The sequence below is a fragment of the Agrobacterium genomosp. 2 str. CFBP 5494 genome (genome assembly GCF_900013495.1).
Lineage (GTDB): Bacteria > Pseudomonadota > Alphaproteobacteria > Rhizobiales > Rhizobiaceae > Agrobacterium > Agrobacterium pusense.
This window is the reverse complement of sequence record NZ_LT009719.1, coordinates 922,969-939,731: the sequence shown is the minus strand read 5'-3', so window position 1 is coordinate 939,731 and position 16,763 is coordinate 922,969. Positions and strand designations below refer to the sequence as shown.

Below are 16,763 nucleotides of genomic sequence, written 5' to 3'. Positions count from 1 at the left end.
TCACTTTTTTGAATTCAAGGATACAGCAATGCCCGTTATCGAGAAAATTGCCGCCTGGCACGATGAAATGACTGCCCTTCGCCGTGACATTCACGCTCATCCGGAAATCGGTTTTGAGGAGATACGAACTTCCGCCATCGTTGCCGACAAGCTGGTGAGCTACGGCATCGAGGTGCATCGCGGCATCGGCAAGACCGGCGTTGTCGGCGTTTTGAAGGGGGCTAAGGGGAGGGGGCGTACCATCGGCCTGCGTGCCGACATGGACGCGCTGCCGATGGAGGAGCGTACCAACCTGCCTTACTCGTCGAAAATCGCGAACCGCTTCCACGGCTGCGGCCATGACGGTCACACGACCATGTTACTTGGTGCCGCGCGATACCTCGCCGAAACCCGCAATTTTGCCGGCACGGCCGTATTCATTTTTCAGCCCGGCGAAGAAGGCTGCGGAGGGGCTCGCGCCATGCTTGCAGACGGCCTGTTTGAACGTTTCCCCTGTGACGAGCTCTACGGGTTGCACAATATGCCGAACGAAGAGCCGAACAAGATCGGCATCAAGCCGGGCACCGCAATGGCCGGCGCTGATTTCTTCGATTTTCACATCAAGGGACGCGGCAGCCACGGTGCGCGTCCCGAAGGGTCGAAGGATCCCGTCATTGTCGCAACTCACCTGGTCTCGGCTCTGCAATCGATCGTGTCGCGCAACATTTCTCCACTTCGGTCAGCCGTGGTGTCGGTCACGCAGATTCATGCCGGCTCCGCCTATAATGTCGTTCCGGAAGAGGCGACAGTCTCCGGCACCGTGCGTTATCTCGATCGCGAGGTGAACGAACAGATCCGTGAGCGTATGCGCACCATCGCAGCCGGCCTTGCCGCGTCTTTCGAAGTCGAAATTGTAACAGACATTCGCAATGTTTTCGACGTCCTCATCAATACGGAAGAACTTGTAGAGGGCTTCGCTGATGCCGCCCGCGACATCGTGGGTGCAGACCTTGTCTATACGAAGGACGAGCCTGTCATGGGCAGCGAGGACTTTGCCGATATGCTCTACAAGGTGCCCGGCGTCTACTGCACCGTTGGCCATGCCGGATCGGTACAGCTGCACAATCCGGGCTTTGTTCTGGATGACAATATTCTGCCGGTTGGTGCGAGCCTTCTGGCGCGTGTCGTCGAAAAACGTCTGGCCGCCTGACGCCCATGCCCTGCCACAAGATCGGGATTGCTCCCTCCCTTGAGCGCGGGCGTCCCGTCACGATGAAACGAGCCCCCTATTATGGATTTCACCAAACTTCCCCTTGATATAGACGCCATGCTGAAGCGTCTCAGGCCCTGGATAGAATGCGAAAGCCCGACATTCGATGCTGCAGCCGTAGATCGCATGATGGATCTTGCTGCCACCGATTTCGCAACAATCGGTGGCACAATAGAACGAATCCCCGGCCGTATGGGACTTGGCGGCAGCCTTCGTGCACGTTTTGGCGACACCCGCGACACGCCCGGAATTCTCGTCTCCGGTCATCTCGATACGGTTCATCCGGTTGGCACGCTGAAAGAACTCCCGTTTCGTATCGAGGATACACGTGCCTACGGCCCGGGCATACTCGACATGAAGGGTGGCAACTTTCTGGTCTTCGAGGCAATGAGGCAGCTTCTGAACACGGGCATCGGCACCCGCCTGCCGGTCACCGTCTTGCTGACCCCCGACGAAGAGATCGGCACACCCTCGACGCGGGACCTGATCGAGGCTGAGGCCCGGCGCAACAAATACGTGCTGGTTCCCGAACCGGCACGGGAGGAGAACGGGGTGGTCACCGGTCGCTATGCCATCGCCCGCTACAACCTGGTGGCCCGCGGCAGACCCTCGCATGCCGGCGTTTCGCCGAAATCCGGGCGGTCTGCAATTCGCGAAATGGCCCGCAGGGTGATTGAAATAGATGCAATGAGCGACGACGACTGCACTTTTTCCGTTGGCGTCATGCATGGCGGGCAATGGGTCAATTGTGTCTCTTCGCTGTGCACGGCCGAGGCACTGTCCATGGCGAAAACCGATGACGATCTCGCGTCCGGTGTCGCCCGAATGCTCAATTTGTCAGGGGTGGAAAACGAGGTGGAGTTCTCGGTCACCTGCGGCGTCACCAGACCCGTCTGGCCACCGGACCGTCCGGAAACCATGGCGCTTTACGAAAAGGCTCGTTTGCTTGCCGACAGTCTTGGGGTTTGCCTTCCCCACGGCAGTTCAGGCGGCGGTTCCGACGGCAATTTTACGGGCGCGCTCGGCATTGCCACGCTCTGTGGCCTGGGGCTGCGTGGCGCAGGTTATCACACCCTCGAAGAGCACATCGAAATTGACAGCCTGATTGATCGCGGCAGGCTGATGGCCGGTCTTCTGGCGACGCTGGATTGAGGACAGAGTAATGACAGGCGACATCACCCGGCTCTCCGCAGCCGCGCTTTCCAGGGCAATCCACCTGCGGCAGGTTTCCTGCCTCTCCGTGATGGAAGCCTATCTCGATCGCATCGACAGTCTCAATCCGGCCGTGAATGCGATCGTCTTTCGTCGACCAAGCACACAGTTGCTGGAGGAGGCGCGCGCCTGTGACCGGGAACTTGAGGGGGGTCGCTCGCGCGGATGGATGCACGGGTTTCCCCAGGCGGTAAAAGATCTCTCCGAAGTTCAGGGCCTGCCGTGCTCCTGGGGGTCGCCGCTCTTTGACAATTTTGTTTCCACCGCCGACAGTCTCCATGTGGAACGTGTTCGCGCCGCCGGCGCGATTTTCATTGGCAAGACCAACACGCCCGAATTTGGCCTTGGGTCCCATACGACCAACCCTGTCCATGGCCCAACCCGAAACCCCTATGACAGGACCAGAAGCGCCGGTGGTTCTTCCGGTGGCGCGGCGGCGGCGCTCGCCTGCCGGATGCTGCCGGTCGCAGATGGCTCTGATATGATGGGCTCGCTGCGCAATCCTGCCGCCTTCAACAACGTTGTCGGCTTCCGGCCGAGTTTTGGGAGGGTTCCAGGCACAAAAGGGAACGAGTTTTTCCTTGGCCAGCTTGCCACTTCAGGCCCCATGGGCAAGACGGTGGAGGACGCCGCTTTGCTTCTCGCAACGCAGGCAGGTTATGACCGGCGCGACCCGCTATCTCTGGCGGACGAAAGTCTCGCAATCCGAGGTCCTGCAACGACACAGGGAATGAAAGTCGCCTGGTTTGGTGATTTCGGTGGATATCTTCCCTTTGAGCCCGGGGTTCTGGATGTCGATCGCAAGGCTCTCGCCGTCCTGGCGAACATGGGCTGCGATATCGATGAACTCGTGCCGGATTTCGAACTGCCGAAACTCTGGGAAGCGTGGATGACATTGCGCAGCTTCAGCGTGACCCACGGCCTGCGCGCCTTTTATGACCAGCCGGAAACACGGTCGCTTCTCAATCGGCAACAGATGTTTGAATTCGACATCGCGCTTTCGTGCAGTGCCGCCGATATCTTTAATGCGTCCGTCGTCCGGACAGCCTGGTACCAGTATCTCTGCAGATTGTTTGAACGGTACGATTTTATTTTGATGCCGAGTGCACAGGTATTCCCTTTCGATATCGATCTCTCGTGGCCGACCGAAATCGACGGCAAAGCCATGGACACCTATCATCGCTGGATGGAGGTCGTGATCGGTCCCACGCTGGCTGGACTTCCCGTGGCGGCCGTTCCCGCGGGATTCGGGGTTAACGGATTGCCGACTGGTATACAGCTGGTGGGACCACCACGCAGTGACCGGGCAACCCTTGAATTTGCACTGGCGTATGAGCAGTCAGCTGACATCCAGACGGGTGATGCGGTCATGTAAACCCCTTTGGCGCTCCTGGGCTTTCTTTGAAGCGCGAGCCGGTCTGAGACGGATAGCTTATGCGGCTTGTAGCAAGTAATATCGTCTCGTTGGACCGGGTCTTGCGTTCAATTGCAGAGCCATGAGTATGGTTTCTGTTGCATCCCGGGCTTCCGTCTGTTCGCAACAACAAATCTCTGCCATTGCCTGTAGCGGCTGAGGCGCTATCATGGGAGTGCTGTGGGGCGCTAAGCTTTGGGAGGAGCGATACGTGAGACGGATGTGGCCAGATGAATTTGCCTTTCTGCTGGACGATGCGGAAGAGGTCGACTTGCATATTCCACCGGTGGCACATGAGGAAGGATCGCCGGGAAAAACCATTTCCAGGAAAGCCTTGAAAGTTCGTATCAGCCAGCAGGACTTCGAGAAAATTTGGCCGCTTGCCGAGGCTCGCTATCGGTTGAACGGCAGGTTTGCGGGCAAGGCCATTACGCTGATCGCCAATAATCCCCATTACCAGAAGTGGCATCCCTCCGATGGCGGCAGTGTCGAAAGCGTGTCGGATAGCGGTCAAAAATACACCACGCCTTATGTGATCGTGCACTTTCTGCTGGATGATGTCCGCGAGCCTGTCGAGGTTTAGTTCGCAGAGCCGGCTCTGTCGTCAGGTAGCCCCAGCCTTTCATGGCGTCGCGATATTGGCGTTGAGGGAATAGTGTCTCGCTTCAAAAGCTCTCGCATATGATCGAACGATCGTTGAAGATTGAGGCAGCCATGGTATGAAAACGGGAGACGCGGCCGCTGGCCGCGCCCTTCGGTTCAGAAGCCGCTTTTTGCAAGAAATGCCCTGCTGGCTGCCAGATCATCGAGAATGCTGCCAGTATTACGCGGATCGCGTTCCTGTTCGATGGTAATATAGCCGCCATAACCAAGTTCGGTCAGGAGGCTGCGGATGGCTGGATAGTCAATCGAGCCGCGGCCGATCGGACACATCACGCCCTTGGCGCAGGCCTCGAAGAAGCGGATGCGCTCCGCCATCACCTCCTGAAAGACCGCGGCGTCGATATCCTTGAAATGAATGTAGTCGACGCGATCCCAATAGCGGCGCAACGTGGCGACGGGGTCCATGCCGGAATAGGCCATATGGCCGGTATCGAGGCAGAAACCCGCAAGATCTGCGGGAATGTCCTCAACGATCTGCTGCAACTCATCGGCAAACTCGATGTAGCCGCCGGCATGGGGATGTAAGGTGGCGCGCACGCCATATTTGTCCCGGGCGAGCGTTGCGATGGCCCGGATGTTCTCCACCATGCCCCGCCAGGCGGTTTTATCGAGACGTGGCGCGCGGTCAGAATGTCCGGCGGCATAATCACGCTCGTCATGGCCCCAGTCCATCACCGTCAGATAGGGAGCGGAAAAGCGTTGGCCCGCATGGGTTTCCGGCTTTGGCAGGCGCGTTATCAGCGCGCAGATCTCCTCAGTCTGGCGTAGCAGATTGTCGCGATTTCCGGGTGAGACCAGATCGTCGAAGATGGTGCCGGCGACGATCTTGAGGCCTCGTTCATCCAGCGCCTGCGAAACGCGCCTGAGGTCGAGCGGCAGATAACCGTAGGGGCCGAGTTCCAGACCGCCGAAACCGGCTGCTTTCGCTTCGTCCAGCACCCTTTCCCAGTGGGGAAGATGCGGGTTCTTGACATCGTCGACGCCCCAGCAGCAGGGAGCGGTGGTGATGGTGATCGGGTTGGTCATTTGATCCTCATGGCGGCAGCGGCATCGGCCTGTTCTCTAGCCCGGTGCAACGTCTTATCGGCTGATGGCGGCTTGCAGGGCAACGATGGAGGGCCGGCTGTCCGCTTGGTGAATATGATGAAATCCTCACATGAAGGCTGACCCAGCCGGAGGAGGATTGATCCGGAATGCCCTTAAATCCATTATGCGAAATCGACCCAGGTGGCACCGGCATCGGCCGAACGAACGCAGTTTTCCAGCCAGCGAACGCCTTCTGTGCCGGCTGCGATGCCGGGATAGTGATGGGTCTTGAGAAAAGCCCTGTCACCGCGATTGGCCGCATCGATTGCCTGGGCGATCCAGAGGTAAATGTTCGACCAGCTATCACCGAGACCTTCGGTGTGCAGCGCGCCCATACGATCGACAGCAAGGCTCTCCTCTTCCAGATACGGCATGCCGTGATGCAGGATACGCTCCGGCTCGCCCTGAACCTGATAGATCAGCTGATCGGGACGCGAATCTGACCATTCAAGCGATGCCCTGGAACCGATGAAGCGGTAACGCTGCGACCCCATATTGCCGGCATTGACGGAAGAAACCCACAGACGCCCGCGTGCGCCATTATCATAATGCATGAGAACCGTCGCATGGTCCTCCAGCGGCGCCCGCGTCGGGATGAAGGCCTTCCGGTCGCAAAGCAGTCGTTCCACCTTCATGTGCGGCAGCACGATTTCCGAGAGATAATAGAGATGCGTACCGATATCGCCGAGCACGAAGGTCGGGCCAGCGGTACGGGGATTGGTGCGCCATTTGACGGCCTCGCCTGCGCCCACATCGTCGCCGGCATTGAAGCCGTGGGTATATTGCAGATCGACGATGCGGATATCGCCCAGCATCCCCTTTTTGACCATGGCCGCCATCTGGTGCACCAGCGGATGGCCGGTATAGCCATAGGTGACGCCGACGATCAGTCCCTTCTGTTCGGCCAGCCGCGCCACCTCGTCACATTCTGCAACGGTGAAGAATAACGGTTTTTCGCAGATGACGTGCAGCCCGGCTTCAAGGCAGGCCTTGGTGATCTCGTAATGGGTAAAGTTGGGGGTGGCGATGGAGACGACGTCGATACCGTCTTTGCGCGCGGTTTCGCCAGCTATCAGTGCCCTGTAATCCGGATAGCAGCGTTCCGCCGCCACGCCGAGATTGACGCCGAAATCGCGGCCCATTTCGGCATCGAGGTCGAAGGCACCGGCGACGAGCTGGTAATTGCCATCGCGCAGAGCGCCGGTGCGGTGCTTGTATCCTACCTGTCCCGTGCGGCCGCCGCCCACCATGGCCCAGCGCAGCGGTCGCGAAATCAGTCTTTCTCCATTGATCATGTCGATCGTCTTTCCGTCGGATGTTTCGAATGGCGTAGCCAGAGGCAGGTTCCGCCTGGGCACCGGCACCGGTTTTTCGCGTTATTTCTTGAAATAGAGGTCGATATAGTCCTGCATCTTGGCGCGCATGAACCGGCTCGATTCATCCGCCCTGTCTTCCCAGGCGAAGACGCAGGAGGTCATGATGCCGTCAAAACCGATTTCAGCGAGCGTGCCGAAGAAGTCGTCCCATGGCACTTCGCCCTGACCGATATTCAGGTGCTGGTGCACCCTTGCCTGTGTACCGGGCGGGTTGAGAATGTAGCGGAGCCCAGAACTTGCCCTGTGGTTGAAGGTGTCGCCGACATGCACATGGGCCAGCACGTCCTTGGCTTCCCGAAGCATCGCCTTGGTGTCGTCGCCGAAATAGAAGGTGTGTGGCGCGCAATAGAGGAATTTGACGTTCCTGGAGTTGACCGTGCGGATGATATCAAGCGCCGGCTGCAGCGTTTCGCACCAGTCTTCCGGATGCGGCTCGACATGCAGGCTGATGTTCTCGCGCTCGAAGATCGGTACCAGCTCTTCCATCGAGCGCCACCATGCATCCTCGCAGGCCTCGATCATCGAACCCGTATGGCAGCAATAACATGAGCCCTTGTCGGGATGCGGTCCACGGCCGAACTCCGAGTTCATCGTGTCGACCTCAAGTTCGATTGCGATCTCGATAGCGCGTTTCCAGTGCTTGACCGCTGCCTGCCGCTCGATTTCATCATTGGAGGCCCAGCGATACATTGGCAGCAGCGCGGCGATGCCGACATCGGCGTCTTTCAAAGCCTTCTTGAAGGACCTGATACGTTCGGGAAACACGCGCGGCGCCTTGAACCATTCGAGGAAATCGGCGCGCGGGCTGAGTTCGATCCAGTCGTAACCGAGCTCCTTAACTTTGGCGGGCAGCTCATCGAGGCTGGTGAAACGGTGCATGTGGGGGTCGATGGCGATTTTCATTGATCTTGATCCTTCTTATGTCTCGACCGGATGGCGAGGGCGGATGGCCGCAAAGGCACTGGACGCCATCACAAGCGACGCGGTTCGTATCGCGAAAGATTTTCTGAAAAATGCCATTGCTTCCTCCCCGCCCATCCTCCCGATGGGCCTGAATGACAGGCCGATTTATATCTTTCATTTTCGCGGAAATGGAATTTATATTTCATTTGGCGTTGCATTTCGTATCATTTCATGTCATTCATCAATGATACGATTGAGGGCGCCATGAATCGACCCACCATTGCCGATCTTGCGAGAGCCGCGGGCGTCAGCATCTCCACTGTCAACCGGCTGCTGCACGGTTCGAGCGCCGTACGTCAGGATACGATCGACCAGATTCTCAAGGCGGCGCAGGAGATCGGGTTTTATGGTCTGGGCACCATCAAGGACCGAAGGCGCGAGGCCTTGCCACATTACAGGCTGGGCTTCCTGCTGCAGCAATCCCACCGGCCGCTTTACCGCCTTTGGGGAGAAGGGATCGTCACTGCCGCACATCAGAGGCTGGAAAGCGTCATCGAGCCGGACGTGGTTTTTGAGGACGATCTTTCACCGGAGGCCGTTTCCGCCAATCTCCTGAAGATGGGGCAGTGCTGCAACGCAATTGCGGTTGTGACTGCCGATCACCCGCTGGTGAGCCAGGCCATTGATGAGTTGCGGAGCAAAGGTGTTCCCGTGGTGACCTATGTGTCCGATCTGTCAGCGGCGAGCCGGGCGGGTTTTGTCGGAACCGACAGCTGGAAACGCGGCCGGACGGCCGCCTGGTTCCTCAGTCAGACCGTGAAAGGCGAGGGGGTGGTCGTGCCCCTGATCGGCAGCAACCGTTATCAGTGCCAGGATGTTTCAGATGCCAGTTTTCGCTCCTACATGCGCGAGAACACGCCGGAACTGCAGGTAGCGGAAACACTGCTGACCCATGAAGAGCCGGAAAATGCCTATGCCGTCATTCGGGACATCATTGCTGCCGAACCAGGGCTCAGGGGGGTATATGTCAATGGCGGCGGCATATCGGGCGTCTTGCGGGCGCTCAGGGAGCTGCCTGCGGAGAAACAGCGCGGCATAAAGATCGTCTGCAACGATATCGGCCCGGAAACGCGCAAGGGCTTGAATGAGGGGCTGATTACCGCTTCGCTGCCACTGCCCCTCGACGGGATGCCGCAACAATTGATCGACGTGATGTTGCGACGCATCGAGAACGCGGATTCGTCTTCCGTCGAACAGCGGATCGTGCCCTTTGAAATCCTGACGCCGGAAAGCATCTGGACATGATCGCAGGGTAACGGGAATTCAAAATCCCCGAACCGCGTGAAATTATCGATTGGGAAAAGCCAATCCACACCAAGGCCGGTGGTGCGCGCGCCTGCTACGATACGTGGTGAAGAATGGCAGCGGTCGGTGGCACGGTGCGAGAACGCGGACGCTTTTCGTAGTCGGCTTTTTATGGGCAACCATGTTTACCGCAGAACCGAAGAGAGAAACTCGCGGGTCCGCTCCTCTTTCGGCTCTCCGAAAATTTCCTCCGGCTTTCCCTGTTCGCAGATGCGCCCCTTGTCGAAGAAGCAGACCCTGTCCGATACCTCACGGGCAAAGCGCATTTCGTGGGTGACAAGCAGCATCGTCAGATCGTGCTCATGCGCGAGATCGCGGATGACGGAGAGCACTTCGCCCACCAGCTGCGGGTCCAGCGCCGAGGTCGGCTCATCGAAAAGCAATACACGCGGGCGCATGGCGAGCGAGCGGGCGATGGCGACACGCTGCTGTTGTCCGCCGGAAAGCTGAACCGGATAATGATCTTTCTTGTCCGCAAGCCCCACCATTTTCAATAGTTCGATCGCACGCGCCTCAGCCTCTCCACGGGCGATACCCAGAACACGCACCGGCGCCTCCACGATGTTGCGCAGCACGGTCATATGCGGAAAGAGATTGAAGCTCTGGAAAACCATGCCGACGTGGTTGCGGATCTGGCGCAGGTGTTTTTCCGAGGCCATGAAGGGGCCCTTGCCTCCCGGCTCATGATAGGACATGTCAGCCAGCGTCAGTTTTCCCTCCTGGAAGGGTTCGAGTGTCATGAGAACGCGCAGGACCGTCGACTTGCCGGAGCCGGAAGGGCCGATGAGGGTGACTTTTTCACCCTTTGCCACGCTGAAATTGAACTGGTCGAGCACCGTCAGAATGCCGAAGCGTTTCGTGACATCCGAAAATTCGATCAGTGGCTGATTGGTGGTGTTGGTCATCGCAAGGGTATTCCTGCTTTTGGGAGCGCCCTTTGCAGGCGGCTGAGGCCTGCCGAGCAGATTATGGTCAGAAGGAGGAAGATCAGGCCGACAAGCGTCAGCGGCACCAGATATTCAAAGGTGCGTTCGCCGATCATGTTGGCAAGTCCCATCATCTCGAGAACCGTGACGACTGATAGCACCGGCGTTTCCTTGATCATGGCAACGAGATAGTTGCCCATGGCTGGAACGATGCGCGGAATGGCCTGGGGAATGATGATATCGCGATAGGTTTGCATGCGCGTCAGGTTAAGCGCGGTCGCCGCTTCCCATTGGCCATGGTGTATCGCCTCTATGCCGCCGCGATAGACCTCGGAAGTATAGGCCGCATATTGCAGGCCGAGCGCCAGCGCGCCGGTCAGAAAAGCGGGCAAGACGATGCCGAAATCCGGAAGCACGTAATAAAGAAAGAACAGCTGCACCAGAAGCGGCGTATCGCGCAGGAATTCGACCACCAGCGCGGTCGGCCAGGAAATCATCTTTACCCGGCTGCGGCGCAGCAGCGCAAAGACAAGTCCCAGAACCAGTGCGATGGCAAAACCGGCGGCGGCTGCCTTCAGCGTCACGGTCAGACCGATCAGGATGATGGGCAGGATGGAGGTCGTGTAGGTAAGCCAGGTGGTCGTGTCCCATTCGTAACCATACATCATGAGAAGATATCCTTACGAATGGCGCGTGCGCGGGAAGACATTGCCGCGCCGCACGAAGCGTTCGATCGCCCGGATGACGACCATCAGGATCAGCGACATCGCGAAGTAACAAAGCAGCGTGACCGAATAGATGCTGGCGCTGTCCAGCGTCAGGTTGCGGATCGACTGTGCCGCGAAGGTGAGATCGGCAATCGAGATCAACGAGACGAGCGAGGAAAGCTTTAGTGTCTCGATGGCCAGATTCCCGAAAGCCGGCATCATTTCGACGATCGCCTGTGGCAAGGAAATGCGAAAAAGCGTCTGCATGCGTGTGAAGTTCAGCGCGCGTGCGGCTTCCAGCTGTTGCACCGAGACGGAGGACAGCGCGCCGCGAACGATTTCCGCGCCGTAGCCGCCAGCATGGGCGGCAAGCACCAGCACCCCCGTCGTGATCGGATCGAAGCTCAACCCGACCAGCGGCAGGGCATAATAGAACCAGAATAGCTGAACCAGCAGCGAGGTGCCGCGGAACACTTCCGTATAACAAAGCGCGATTGCCGACAGGATCGGTCCGCCCTCGACGCGCAGAATGCCGAAGAAAAAAGCGAGTACGGTGCCGACGACAAGTGCTGCCACCGTAATCGTCATGGTGACGACGGCGCCTTGCCACAACATCGGCAGATAGGCAGTCATGTCCATCTGGAGATTTCCCGAATTCCCGAGGAACGGCGCCCGGTTATGCCCGGGCGCCGGCTGGCATTATTTGCCGGCGCAGAGATCGGCGACCTTCTTTTCGGCCGCTGCCGCGATACTCTGTTCGGAGAGACCGTATTTGGCGAGAATTTTCTTGTAGTCGTCGGTCTTGCGGAATTCGACCAGGGCAGCGTTGAAGGCGTCACGCAGCTCCTTGTCTTCCGGGCGGAAAGCGAAACCGCCGTAGTTGCGCACCGGCGCATCCTTCACGACCGGATCGGTGAAAGGCTTTACCTGCTCGACGTTCGCCTGACCCTTGGCGAGTTCCGAAACCGTCAGCTCCGTGGCCGCATAGGCGTCGGCGCGGCTCTGCACGGTTGGGATGGCGTCGGCATTGGCTGGGATGAAGACGATCTGTTCTTCCTTGACGCCAACGGCGCGCAGGAAGTCGACATTGTTCGCGCCCGACACGACGGCCACCTTCAATGAAGGGTCCTTTGCGATATCGGCATAGGTGGTCAGCTTTTTCGGATTACCCTTTTTCACCAGCAGGCCTTCGCCATAGGACGAGTTCGGCTCGGTAAAGGCAACCTGTTTGCAGCGCTCGGGCGAGATATTCTGTTCCGCAGCCGCAAAATCGAAGCGACGGGCCTTGAGGCCGGGGATCAGCGTGCCAAAGGGCGTCACCGTCCAGTTGACCTCTTCGATGCCCATCGATTTCAGAACCGCATTGGCCACATCCGGGCCGATGCCAGCGGAGGTGCCATCCGGCTGCATGTAGGAATAGGGCACTTCATTAGCCGTGGCGGCGCGAATGTAGCCCTGGCTTTTGACTTCTTCGACGGTGAGCGCGCTGGCTGACGTCACGCCGATGGTAAGGGCGAGGGCGGAAAGGCCGGCGAATTTGGTGATCTTCATGTTCTAACTCCTCTGGTTGGGTTGCGTGGTCCGTTTTCGGATCTCACGGTGTTCTGGTGGCTAGGTATTCTCCGTGACCGTGGCGATGACGGAAAGGCAGTCTCCAGCCTTGATGAGGCCGGGTACGTGGCGCGCGGCAAGCAGCCCTGACATGGAGGCGCGGTAATCGACCGGTGCGAGGCCGGTTTTCCCGATGGGATAAACCCGTGCGATTGTCTCACCAACCGTGACCGCGTCTCCCAGATCGCGGACAAAGGCGACGAGACCGTCGTCTTCGGCAAAGGTGAAGCAGTCGCTGGAGGGCATATCCAGCCAACGGCTTGGCGCGGCAACGGGCGAACCGGCCAATATGCCTGCATGTCGCAGCAGATTGATGGTGCCCCTGCGGGCGATATCGATCGATTTCGCGCTCGCCGTGCCGGCGCCGCCGAGTTCGGTGGTGACAAAGACCTTGCCCATTTCCTCGACGGTCGTGTCCAGCATGCCGACGGCGTCGATTTCCAGCATCTTCATCGAATAGGGGGCAGCAAAAGCGGCCACGGCATCAAAGCAACGGCTTTCCTGAGTTTTGTCGGGCAATTCGTGAGCCGCTGCATAGGGCAGGAAATCAAGCGTCCTGCCGCCGGAATGAAAATCGAGAACGATATCCGCGAGCGGTATCAGATGACGGGTGACGTAGTCGGCAATCTTCTCCGTCACGGTACCGTCAGGGCGACCGGGAAAGCTGCGGTTGAGGTTTCCCCGGTCGATGGGTGAGGTGCGTGTACCTGCGCGAAAGGCCGGGTAGTTGAGTGCCGGGACAATGATGATGCGGCCTTTCACTTCGGCCGGATCGAGCGTCTGGGCGAGTTCGAAAAGCGCCGCCGGCCCCTCATATTCATCGCCGTGATTGGCGCCGGTCAAAAGGGCGGTCGGCCCCTCACCATTGGCGATAACGCAGATCGGGATCATCACCGAGCCCCAGGCACTGTCATCGCGGCTGTAGGGCAGCCGCAGATGACCGTGTTGCACGCCCCTGGCGTCGAAATCGACGGAGGGCGTGATCGGGGAGGGACGAAGCGCGGTCTTCAACATCGTCTCAGCCCTTCACGAAGAGTTGCCGCGGTACATTGGAAAGGCATTCGACACCGGTGTCGGTAATCGCGATGCTCTCGGTGATTTCGAGCCCCATGTCTTCCAGCCACAGGCCGGTCATGAAATGGAACGTCATGCCGGGTTTCAACTCCGTGCGGTCGCCGGGGCGAAGGCTCATGGTGCGCTCGCCCCAATCAGGCGGATAAGAAAGTCCGATCGGATAGCCGGTGCGGTTGTCCTTGATGATCCCGTATTTTTTCAACACGGCAAAAAAGGCATTGGCGATGTCTTCGCAGGTATTGCCGGGCTTGGCTGCGGAAAGACCGGCCTCCATGCCCTCGAGCGTTGCTTTCTCTGCGTCAAGGAATGCCTGTGTCGGTTTGCCGAGAAAGACCGTGCGTGACAGCGGGCAATGATAACGACGGTACGCGCCGGCGATTTCGAAGAAGGTACCTTCGCCTGAGCGCATCGGCTTGTCGTCCCATGTCAGGTGCGGGGCGGAAGCGTCGGCACCTGAAGGAAGTAGCGGCACAATGGCGGGGTAATCGCCGCCGAATTCTGCGGTGCCACGAATGCCGGCATCGTATATCTCTGCCACGAGATCGCACTTGCGCATGCCCGGTTCAACGACGTCGACGATACGCTTGTGCATCAGTTCGACAATCTTGCCCGCCTTGCGCATATAGTCGAGTTCGGTCGGGCTTTTGACAGCACGCTGCCAGTTCACGAGGCCGGCGGCATCCTTGAAACGTGCGTTTGGCAGATGTTTGTTCAGTGATGCGAAAGCTGCTGCCGAGAAGTAATAATTGTCCATTTCGACACCGACCGTCAGGCCTGACCAGCCCCGTTCCTCGATGATCTCAGACAACAGGTCCATCGGGTGCCGTTCGGTCGATTGAACATAGTGATCGGGATAGCCGATGATATTGTCATGGGCGAGGTACGCCGTGCGCCTGGCGCCATTGGCATCCTGTTTGCGACCGTACCAGATCGGCTCACCATCAGGTGGCACGAGCACAGATTGGTGGACGTAGAAGGACCAGCCGTCATAACCCGTCAGCCAATGCATGTTGGACGGGTCGGTGACGACAAGCAGGTCGATACCGGCACTTTCCATGGCTTTACGGGTTTTAGCCAGGCGCGCGGCATATTCCTCGCGCGTAAAGTTCAGCGTTACACTCACGCTGCGTCTCCCATTTTTACGCTGTTTTCGATGATTTGGCCGCTGCCTGCGTCTTTGGCGCGGGCAAAGGCGAGATTGGCGATGGCTGTGTCCTGCACGCCGGTGCCGGTCAGATCGGCAAAGGTGATGTCTTTGTTCGAGAGGCGGCCCTGTGACTTGCCGGCAATCACCTCTCCAAGCTCCGCGAAGGACTGATCCCGCTCGACGTAACCCGCGGCAATCGCGTGATGCAATTCGCCGAGAATGCGGGTCTGCGTAAGCCTGTCCGCGACATAGCGCACTCTGGCGAATACGGCCGGATCGATTTCGTTCTTGTGTTCGGCATCCGATCCCATCGCGGTCAGATGCTGGCCTTGTTCCAGCCAGTCGGCGAGCAGGATTGGCTTTTCGGCCGGTGTCGTGGTGACGATGATGTCTGCGCGCCGCACGGCCGCCTGGGGATCGGCCACCGCGGAAACTTCGATGCCGTGTTCCCTGGTAAAATCGTTTGCGAGCTTTTCAGCCTTGTCATGGTTCCGAGCCCAGATCCGGACGGATTTGATCGGGCGTACCAGCGTCAAAGCCTCAAGCTGCAGACGCGCCTGCATGCCCGCCCCGAAAATCGTTGCGACGGACGCGTCCTTTCGCGCCATGTGCCGCGCCGCGACTGCGCCAGCCGCAGCGGTGCGCACATCGGTGAGATAACCGTTGTCGAGAAGCAGGGCCTCCACCAGGCCGGTCCTCGCGCTGAAGAGGATCATCAGGCCATTGAGGCTCGGTAGCCCAAGCCTCGGATTGTCGAAGAAGCCGGGGCTGACCTTGATGGCAAAGCCGTCGAAACCCGGCACATAGGCAGTCTTAACATCCACTTCGCCGCGAAATTCGGGAATATCGAGCCGGAGGATCGGCGGCATGGCGACAGCTTTGGTGGCAAGGGCGCCCAAGGCCTGCTCCACGCAGTTGACCGCGGAAAGGTCGAGCTTAACGATGGCGCGCAGGTCTTTTTCGGTGAGGATGGTGATGCGGCTCATGCGGCTCCCCTGTCGATGATGGTCTTGTGGAGCGCCGGATCGATGTTTCCGCCCGATACGATGATCGCGGTCGGGCCGCTGATGTTGACCTTGCCCGACAGGACGGCAGCGAAGGCAACGGCGCCCGCGCCTTCCACTCTCAGGCCTTCCTCGTGCGCCGCATGGCGGATGCCTGCTGCGATCTCGTCTTCGGAAACCAGCACGATGTCATCAAGCAATGCCTGGCAAAGTGCAAAGGTCACACGGTTCGCCAGTCCAATCCCGCCGCCAAGCGAATCCGCCAGCGTTTCTTCCTCCTGGACCGAGACGGGGCGACCGGCTTTAACCGACGCATGCATGGCCGCACCCCGCTCCATGGAAATACCGACAACCCGCGCCCTCGGCTTCAACGCTTTCACCGCAACGGCGATACCGCCCGCAAGGCCTCCGCCCGACAAGGGAACGAGAATTGTCGCCAGTTCAGGCATGTCCTCGATAACCTCGAGACCAATCGTGCCCTGGCCTGCCACGACGTCGCTATGATCGAACGGAGGTATAGCGGTCAGGCCACGGCTTCTGGTCAGGCGCTCCACTTCCTCCTGCGCGTCATCCTGTGATCTGCCGACGATCCGGATGTCGGCGCCAAGCGCGCGGATTGCCTCCACCTTGTTTGCTGGCACCAGCTCCGACATGCAGATCGTGGCAGGAATACCGAGTTTCTCTGCCGCATAGGCCACCGCCCGGCCATGATTGCCGGTGGAGGCGGTGACGAGGCCCCGCTGGCGCTTCTCATCGTCAAGAGAGAGAATGGCGTTCATCGCGCCGCGCAGCTTGAAGGCGCCAATAGGCTGAAGGGTTTCAAGCTTCAGATGAACGGGATAACCAACGCGTTTGGAAAGATTGTCCGAGCGAACCAACGGTGTTCGCTCAACTCTTCCCTCGAGCCGCACCGCAGCCTGCTCTATCGCTTCCACTGAGACCGGCAGCGGGTTCTTGTACACCGATATGGACGGGTTTTCGCTCTTCATGATTGTCATGTTGTGAGCGAAGTAAAATCATGTCAAT

Annotated in this window: 17 protein-coding genes; 6 read left to right on the top strand and 11 right to left on the bottom strand. The window is 59.0% G+C overall.

The window, feature by feature from the left end; genetic code table 11:
* The first annotated feature begins 28 nt into the window (after nucleotides 1-28).
* From AGR2A_RS19230 to AGR2A_RS19215, 4 genes are all read left to right on the top strand, one after another.
* Complete coding sequence (locus tag AGR2A_RS19230) at nucleotides 29-1,189, top strand: M20 aminoacylase family protein (RefSeq protein WP_035207445.1); 1,161 nt, start codon at nucleotides 29-31, stop codon at nucleotides 1,187-1,189.
* A gap of 81 nt (nucleotides 1,190-1,270) precedes the next feature.
* Nucleotides 1,271-2,401 carry a M20/M25/M40 family metallo-hydrolase gene (locus AGR2A_RS19225; protein WP_037090490.1) on the top strand — a complete coding sequence of 377 codons (1,131 nt, stop codon included), beginning with the start codon at nucleotides 1,271-1,273 and terminating at the stop codon, nucleotides 2,399-2,401.
* Nucleotides 2,402-2,411: 10 nt separating this feature from the next.
* The gene (locus AGR2A_RS19220; RefSeq protein ID WP_037090491.1) at nucleotides 2,412-3,836 is read left to right on the top strand and encodes an amidase; all 1,425 of its coding nucleotides are present in this window, start codon (nucleotides 2,412-2,414) and stop codon (nucleotides 3,834-3,836) included.
* A gap of 259 nt (nucleotides 3,837-4,095) precedes the next feature.
* Nucleotides 4,096-4,458 carry a hypothetical protein gene (locus tag AGR2A_RS19215; protein ID WP_037090493.1) on the top strand — a complete coding sequence of 121 codons (363 nt, stop codon included), beginning with the start codon at nucleotides 4,096-4,098 and terminating at the stop codon, nucleotides 4,456-4,458.
* Between the two features lie 176 nt (nucleotides 4,459-4,634).
* Here AGR2A_RS19215 and AGR2A_RS19210 read toward each other — a convergent pair whose 3' ends face one another.
* The 3 genes from AGR2A_RS19210 to AGR2A_RS19200 all read right to left on the bottom strand — a co-directional run bounded on the left by AGR2A_RS19210 (nucleotide 4,635) and on the right by AGR2A_RS19200 (nucleotide 7,903).
* Complete coding sequence (locus tag AGR2A_RS19210; RefSeq protein ID WP_037090496.1) at nucleotides 4,635-5,564, bottom strand: sugar phosphate isomerase/epimerase family protein; 930 nt, start codon at nucleotides 5,562-5,564, stop codon at nucleotides 4,635-4,637.
* 182 nt (nucleotides 5,565-5,746) lie between these two features.
* Nucleotides 5,747-6,919 (bottom strand): Gfo/Idh/MocA family protein, encoded by a 1,173-nt coding sequence (locus AGR2A_RS19205; protein ID WP_037090680.1) that lies wholly within the window; start codon nucleotides 6,917-6,919, stop codon nucleotides 5,747-5,749.
* Between the two features lie 81 nt (nucleotides 6,920-7,000).
* Nucleotides 7,001-7,903 (bottom strand): sugar phosphate isomerase/epimerase family protein, encoded by a 903-nt coding sequence (locus tag AGR2A_RS19200; RefSeq protein ID WP_037090498.1) that lies wholly within the window; start codon nucleotides 7,901-7,903, stop codon nucleotides 7,001-7,003.
* Between AGR2A_RS19200 and AGR2A_RS19195 the strand changes: the two genes are divergently transcribed.
* On the top strand, nucleotides 7,890-8,171 hold the full coding sequence (locus tag AGR2A_RS19195; RefSeq protein WP_139786391.1) for a hypothetical protein: 282 nt from the start codon (nucleotides 7,890-7,892) through the stop codon (nucleotides 8,169-8,171). The genes AGR2A_RS19200 and AGR2A_RS19195 overlap by 14 nt on opposite strands.
* A complete protein-coding gene (locus AGR2A_RS19190; RefSeq protein ID WP_037090504.1) occupies nucleotides 8,168-9,208 on the top strand; it encodes a LacI family DNA-binding transcriptional regulator in 1,041 nt (346 codons plus the stop codon). The genes AGR2A_RS19195 and AGR2A_RS19190 overlap by 4 nt, the downstream gene beginning before the upstream one ends.
* 185 nt (nucleotides 9,209-9,393) lie before the next feature.
* On the opposite strand, the gene ehuA is transcribed toward AGR2A_RS19190, so the two are convergent.
* Genes ehuA through eutB form a run of 8 tightly spaced genes read right to left on the bottom strand, consistent with a single transcriptional unit; the run spans nucleotide 9,394 to nucleotide 16,735 of the window.
* Nucleotides 9,394-10,173 carry an ectoine/hydroxyectoine ABC transporter ATP-binding protein EhuA gene (gene ehuA / locus AGR2A_RS19185; protein WP_072495005.1) on the bottom strand — a complete coding sequence of 260 codons (780 nt, stop codon included), beginning with the start codon at nucleotides 10,171-10,173 and terminating at the stop codon, nucleotides 9,394-9,396.
* Complete coding sequence (gene ehuD, locus AGR2A_RS19180) at nucleotides 10,170-10,862, bottom strand: ectoine/hydroxyectoine ABC transporter permease subunit EhuD (RefSeq protein ID WP_022563363.1); 693 nt, start codon at nucleotides 10,860-10,862, stop codon at nucleotides 10,170-10,172. Before ehuD ends, ehuA begins: the two co-directional genes overlap by 4 nt.
* Nucleotides 10,863-10,874: 12 nt before the next feature.
* A complete protein-coding gene (gene ehuC / locus AGR2A_RS19175; RefSeq protein WP_037090508.1) occupies nucleotides 10,875-11,540 on the bottom strand; it encodes an ectoine/hydroxyectoine ABC transporter permease subunit EhuC in 666 nt (221 codons plus the stop codon).
* A gap of 60 nt (nucleotides 11,541-11,600) precedes the next feature.
* Complete coding sequence (ehuB, locus tag AGR2A_RS19170; protein ID WP_004437452.1) at nucleotides 11,601-12,452, bottom strand: ectoine/hydroxyectoine ABC transporter substrate-binding protein EhuB; 852 nt, start codon at nucleotides 12,450-12,452, stop codon at nucleotides 11,601-11,603.
* A gap of 60 nt (nucleotides 12,453-12,512) precedes the next feature.
* Entirely contained in the window at nucleotides 12,513-13,526 is a 1,014-nt protein-coding gene (doeB, locus tag AGR2A_RS19165; RefSeq protein WP_037090509.1) for a N(2)-acetyl-L-2,4-diaminobutanoate deacetylase DoeB, read from the bottom strand.
* Nucleotides 13,527-13,530: 4 nt separating this feature from the next.
* Complete coding sequence (gene doeA / locus AGR2A_RS19160) at nucleotides 13,531-14,709, bottom strand: ectoine hydrolase DoeA (RefSeq protein ID WP_037090510.1); 1,179 nt, start codon at nucleotides 14,707-14,709, stop codon at nucleotides 13,531-13,533.
* Nucleotides 14,706-15,719 carry an ectoine utilization protein EutC gene (gene eutC, locus AGR2A_RS19155; protein WP_037090512.1) on the bottom strand — a complete coding sequence of 338 codons (1,014 nt, stop codon included), beginning with the start codon at nucleotides 15,717-15,719 and terminating at the stop codon, nucleotides 14,706-14,708. Before eutC ends, doeA begins: the two co-directional genes overlap by 4 nt.
* Nucleotides 15,716-16,735, bottom strand: coding sequence for a hydroxyectoine utilization dehydratase EutB (gene eutB, locus AGR2A_RS19150; RefSeq protein WP_080823303.1), 1,020 nt, complete (start codon nucleotides 16,733-16,735; stop codon nucleotides 15,716-15,718). The genes eutC and eutB overlap by 4 nt, the downstream gene beginning before the upstream one ends.
* Nucleotides 16,736-16,763 lie beyond the last annotated feature (28 nt).

What these genes read in the sequence shown, in the direction of transcription:
- AGR2A_RS19230 (WP_035207445.1), top strand. Translation starts at nt 29, where the DNA reads ATGCCCGTTATCGAGAAAATTGCCGCCTGGCACGATGAAATGACTGCC.
- AGR2A_RS19225 (WP_037090490.1), top strand. Translation starts at nt 1,271, where the DNA reads ATGGATTTCACCAAACTTCCCCTTGATATAGACGCCATGCTGAAGCGT.
- AGR2A_RS19220 (WP_037090491.1), top strand. Translation starts at nt 2,412, where the DNA reads ATGACAGGCGACATCACCCGGCTCTCCGCAGCCGCGCTTTCCAGGGCA.
- AGR2A_RS19215 (WP_037090493.1), top strand. Translation starts at nt 4,096, where the DNA reads ATGTGGCCAGATGAATTTGCCTTTCTGCTGGACGATGCGGAAGAGGTC.
- AGR2A_RS19210 (WP_037090496.1), bottom strand. Translation starts at nt 5,564, where the DNA reads ATGACCAACCCGATCACCATCACCACCGCTCCCTGCTGCTGGGGCGTC.
- AGR2A_RS19205 (WP_037090680.1), bottom strand. Translation starts at nt 6,919, where the DNA reads ATGATCAATGGAGAAAGACTGATTTCGCGACCGCTGCGCTGGGCCATG.
- AGR2A_RS19195 (WP_139786391.1), top strand. Translation starts at nt 7,890, where the DNA reads ATGGCGATTTTCATTGATCTTGATCCTTCTTATGTCTCGACCGGATGG.
- AGR2A_RS19200 (WP_037090498.1), bottom strand. Translation starts at nt 7,903, where the DNA reads ATGAAAATCGCCATCGACCCCCACATGCACCGTTTCACCAGCCTCGAT.
- AGR2A_RS19190 (WP_037090504.1), top strand. Translation starts at nt 8,168, where the DNA reads ATGAATCGACCCACCATTGCCGATCTTGCGAGAGCCGCGGGCGTCAGC.
- ehuA (WP_072495005.1), bottom strand. Translation starts at nt 10,173, where the DNA reads ATGACCAACACCACCAATCAGCCACTGATCGAATTTTCGGATGTCACG.
- ehuD (WP_022563363.1), bottom strand. Translation starts at nt 10,862, where the DNA reads ATGATGTATGGTTACGAATGGGACACGACCACCTGGCTTACCTACACG.
- ehuC (WP_037090508.1), bottom strand. Translation starts at nt 11,540, where the DNA reads ATGGACATGACTGCCTATCTGCCGATGTTGTGGCAAGGCGCCGTCGTC.
- ehuB (WP_004437452.1), bottom strand. Translation starts at nt 12,452, where the DNA reads ATGAAGATCACCAAATTCGCCGGCCTTTCCGCCCTCGCCCTTACCATC.
- doeB (WP_037090509.1), bottom strand. Translation starts at nt 13,526, where the DNA reads ATGTTGAAGACCGCGCTTCGTCCCTCCCCGATCACGCCCTCCGTCGAT.
- eutC (WP_037090512.1), bottom strand. Translation starts at nt 15,719, where the DNA reads ATGAGCCGCATCACCATCCTCACCGAAAAAGACCTGCGCGCCATCGTT.
- eutB (WP_080823303.1), bottom strand. Translation starts at nt 16,735, where the DNA reads ATGACAATCATGAAGAGCGAAAACCCGTCCATATCGGTGTACAAGAAC.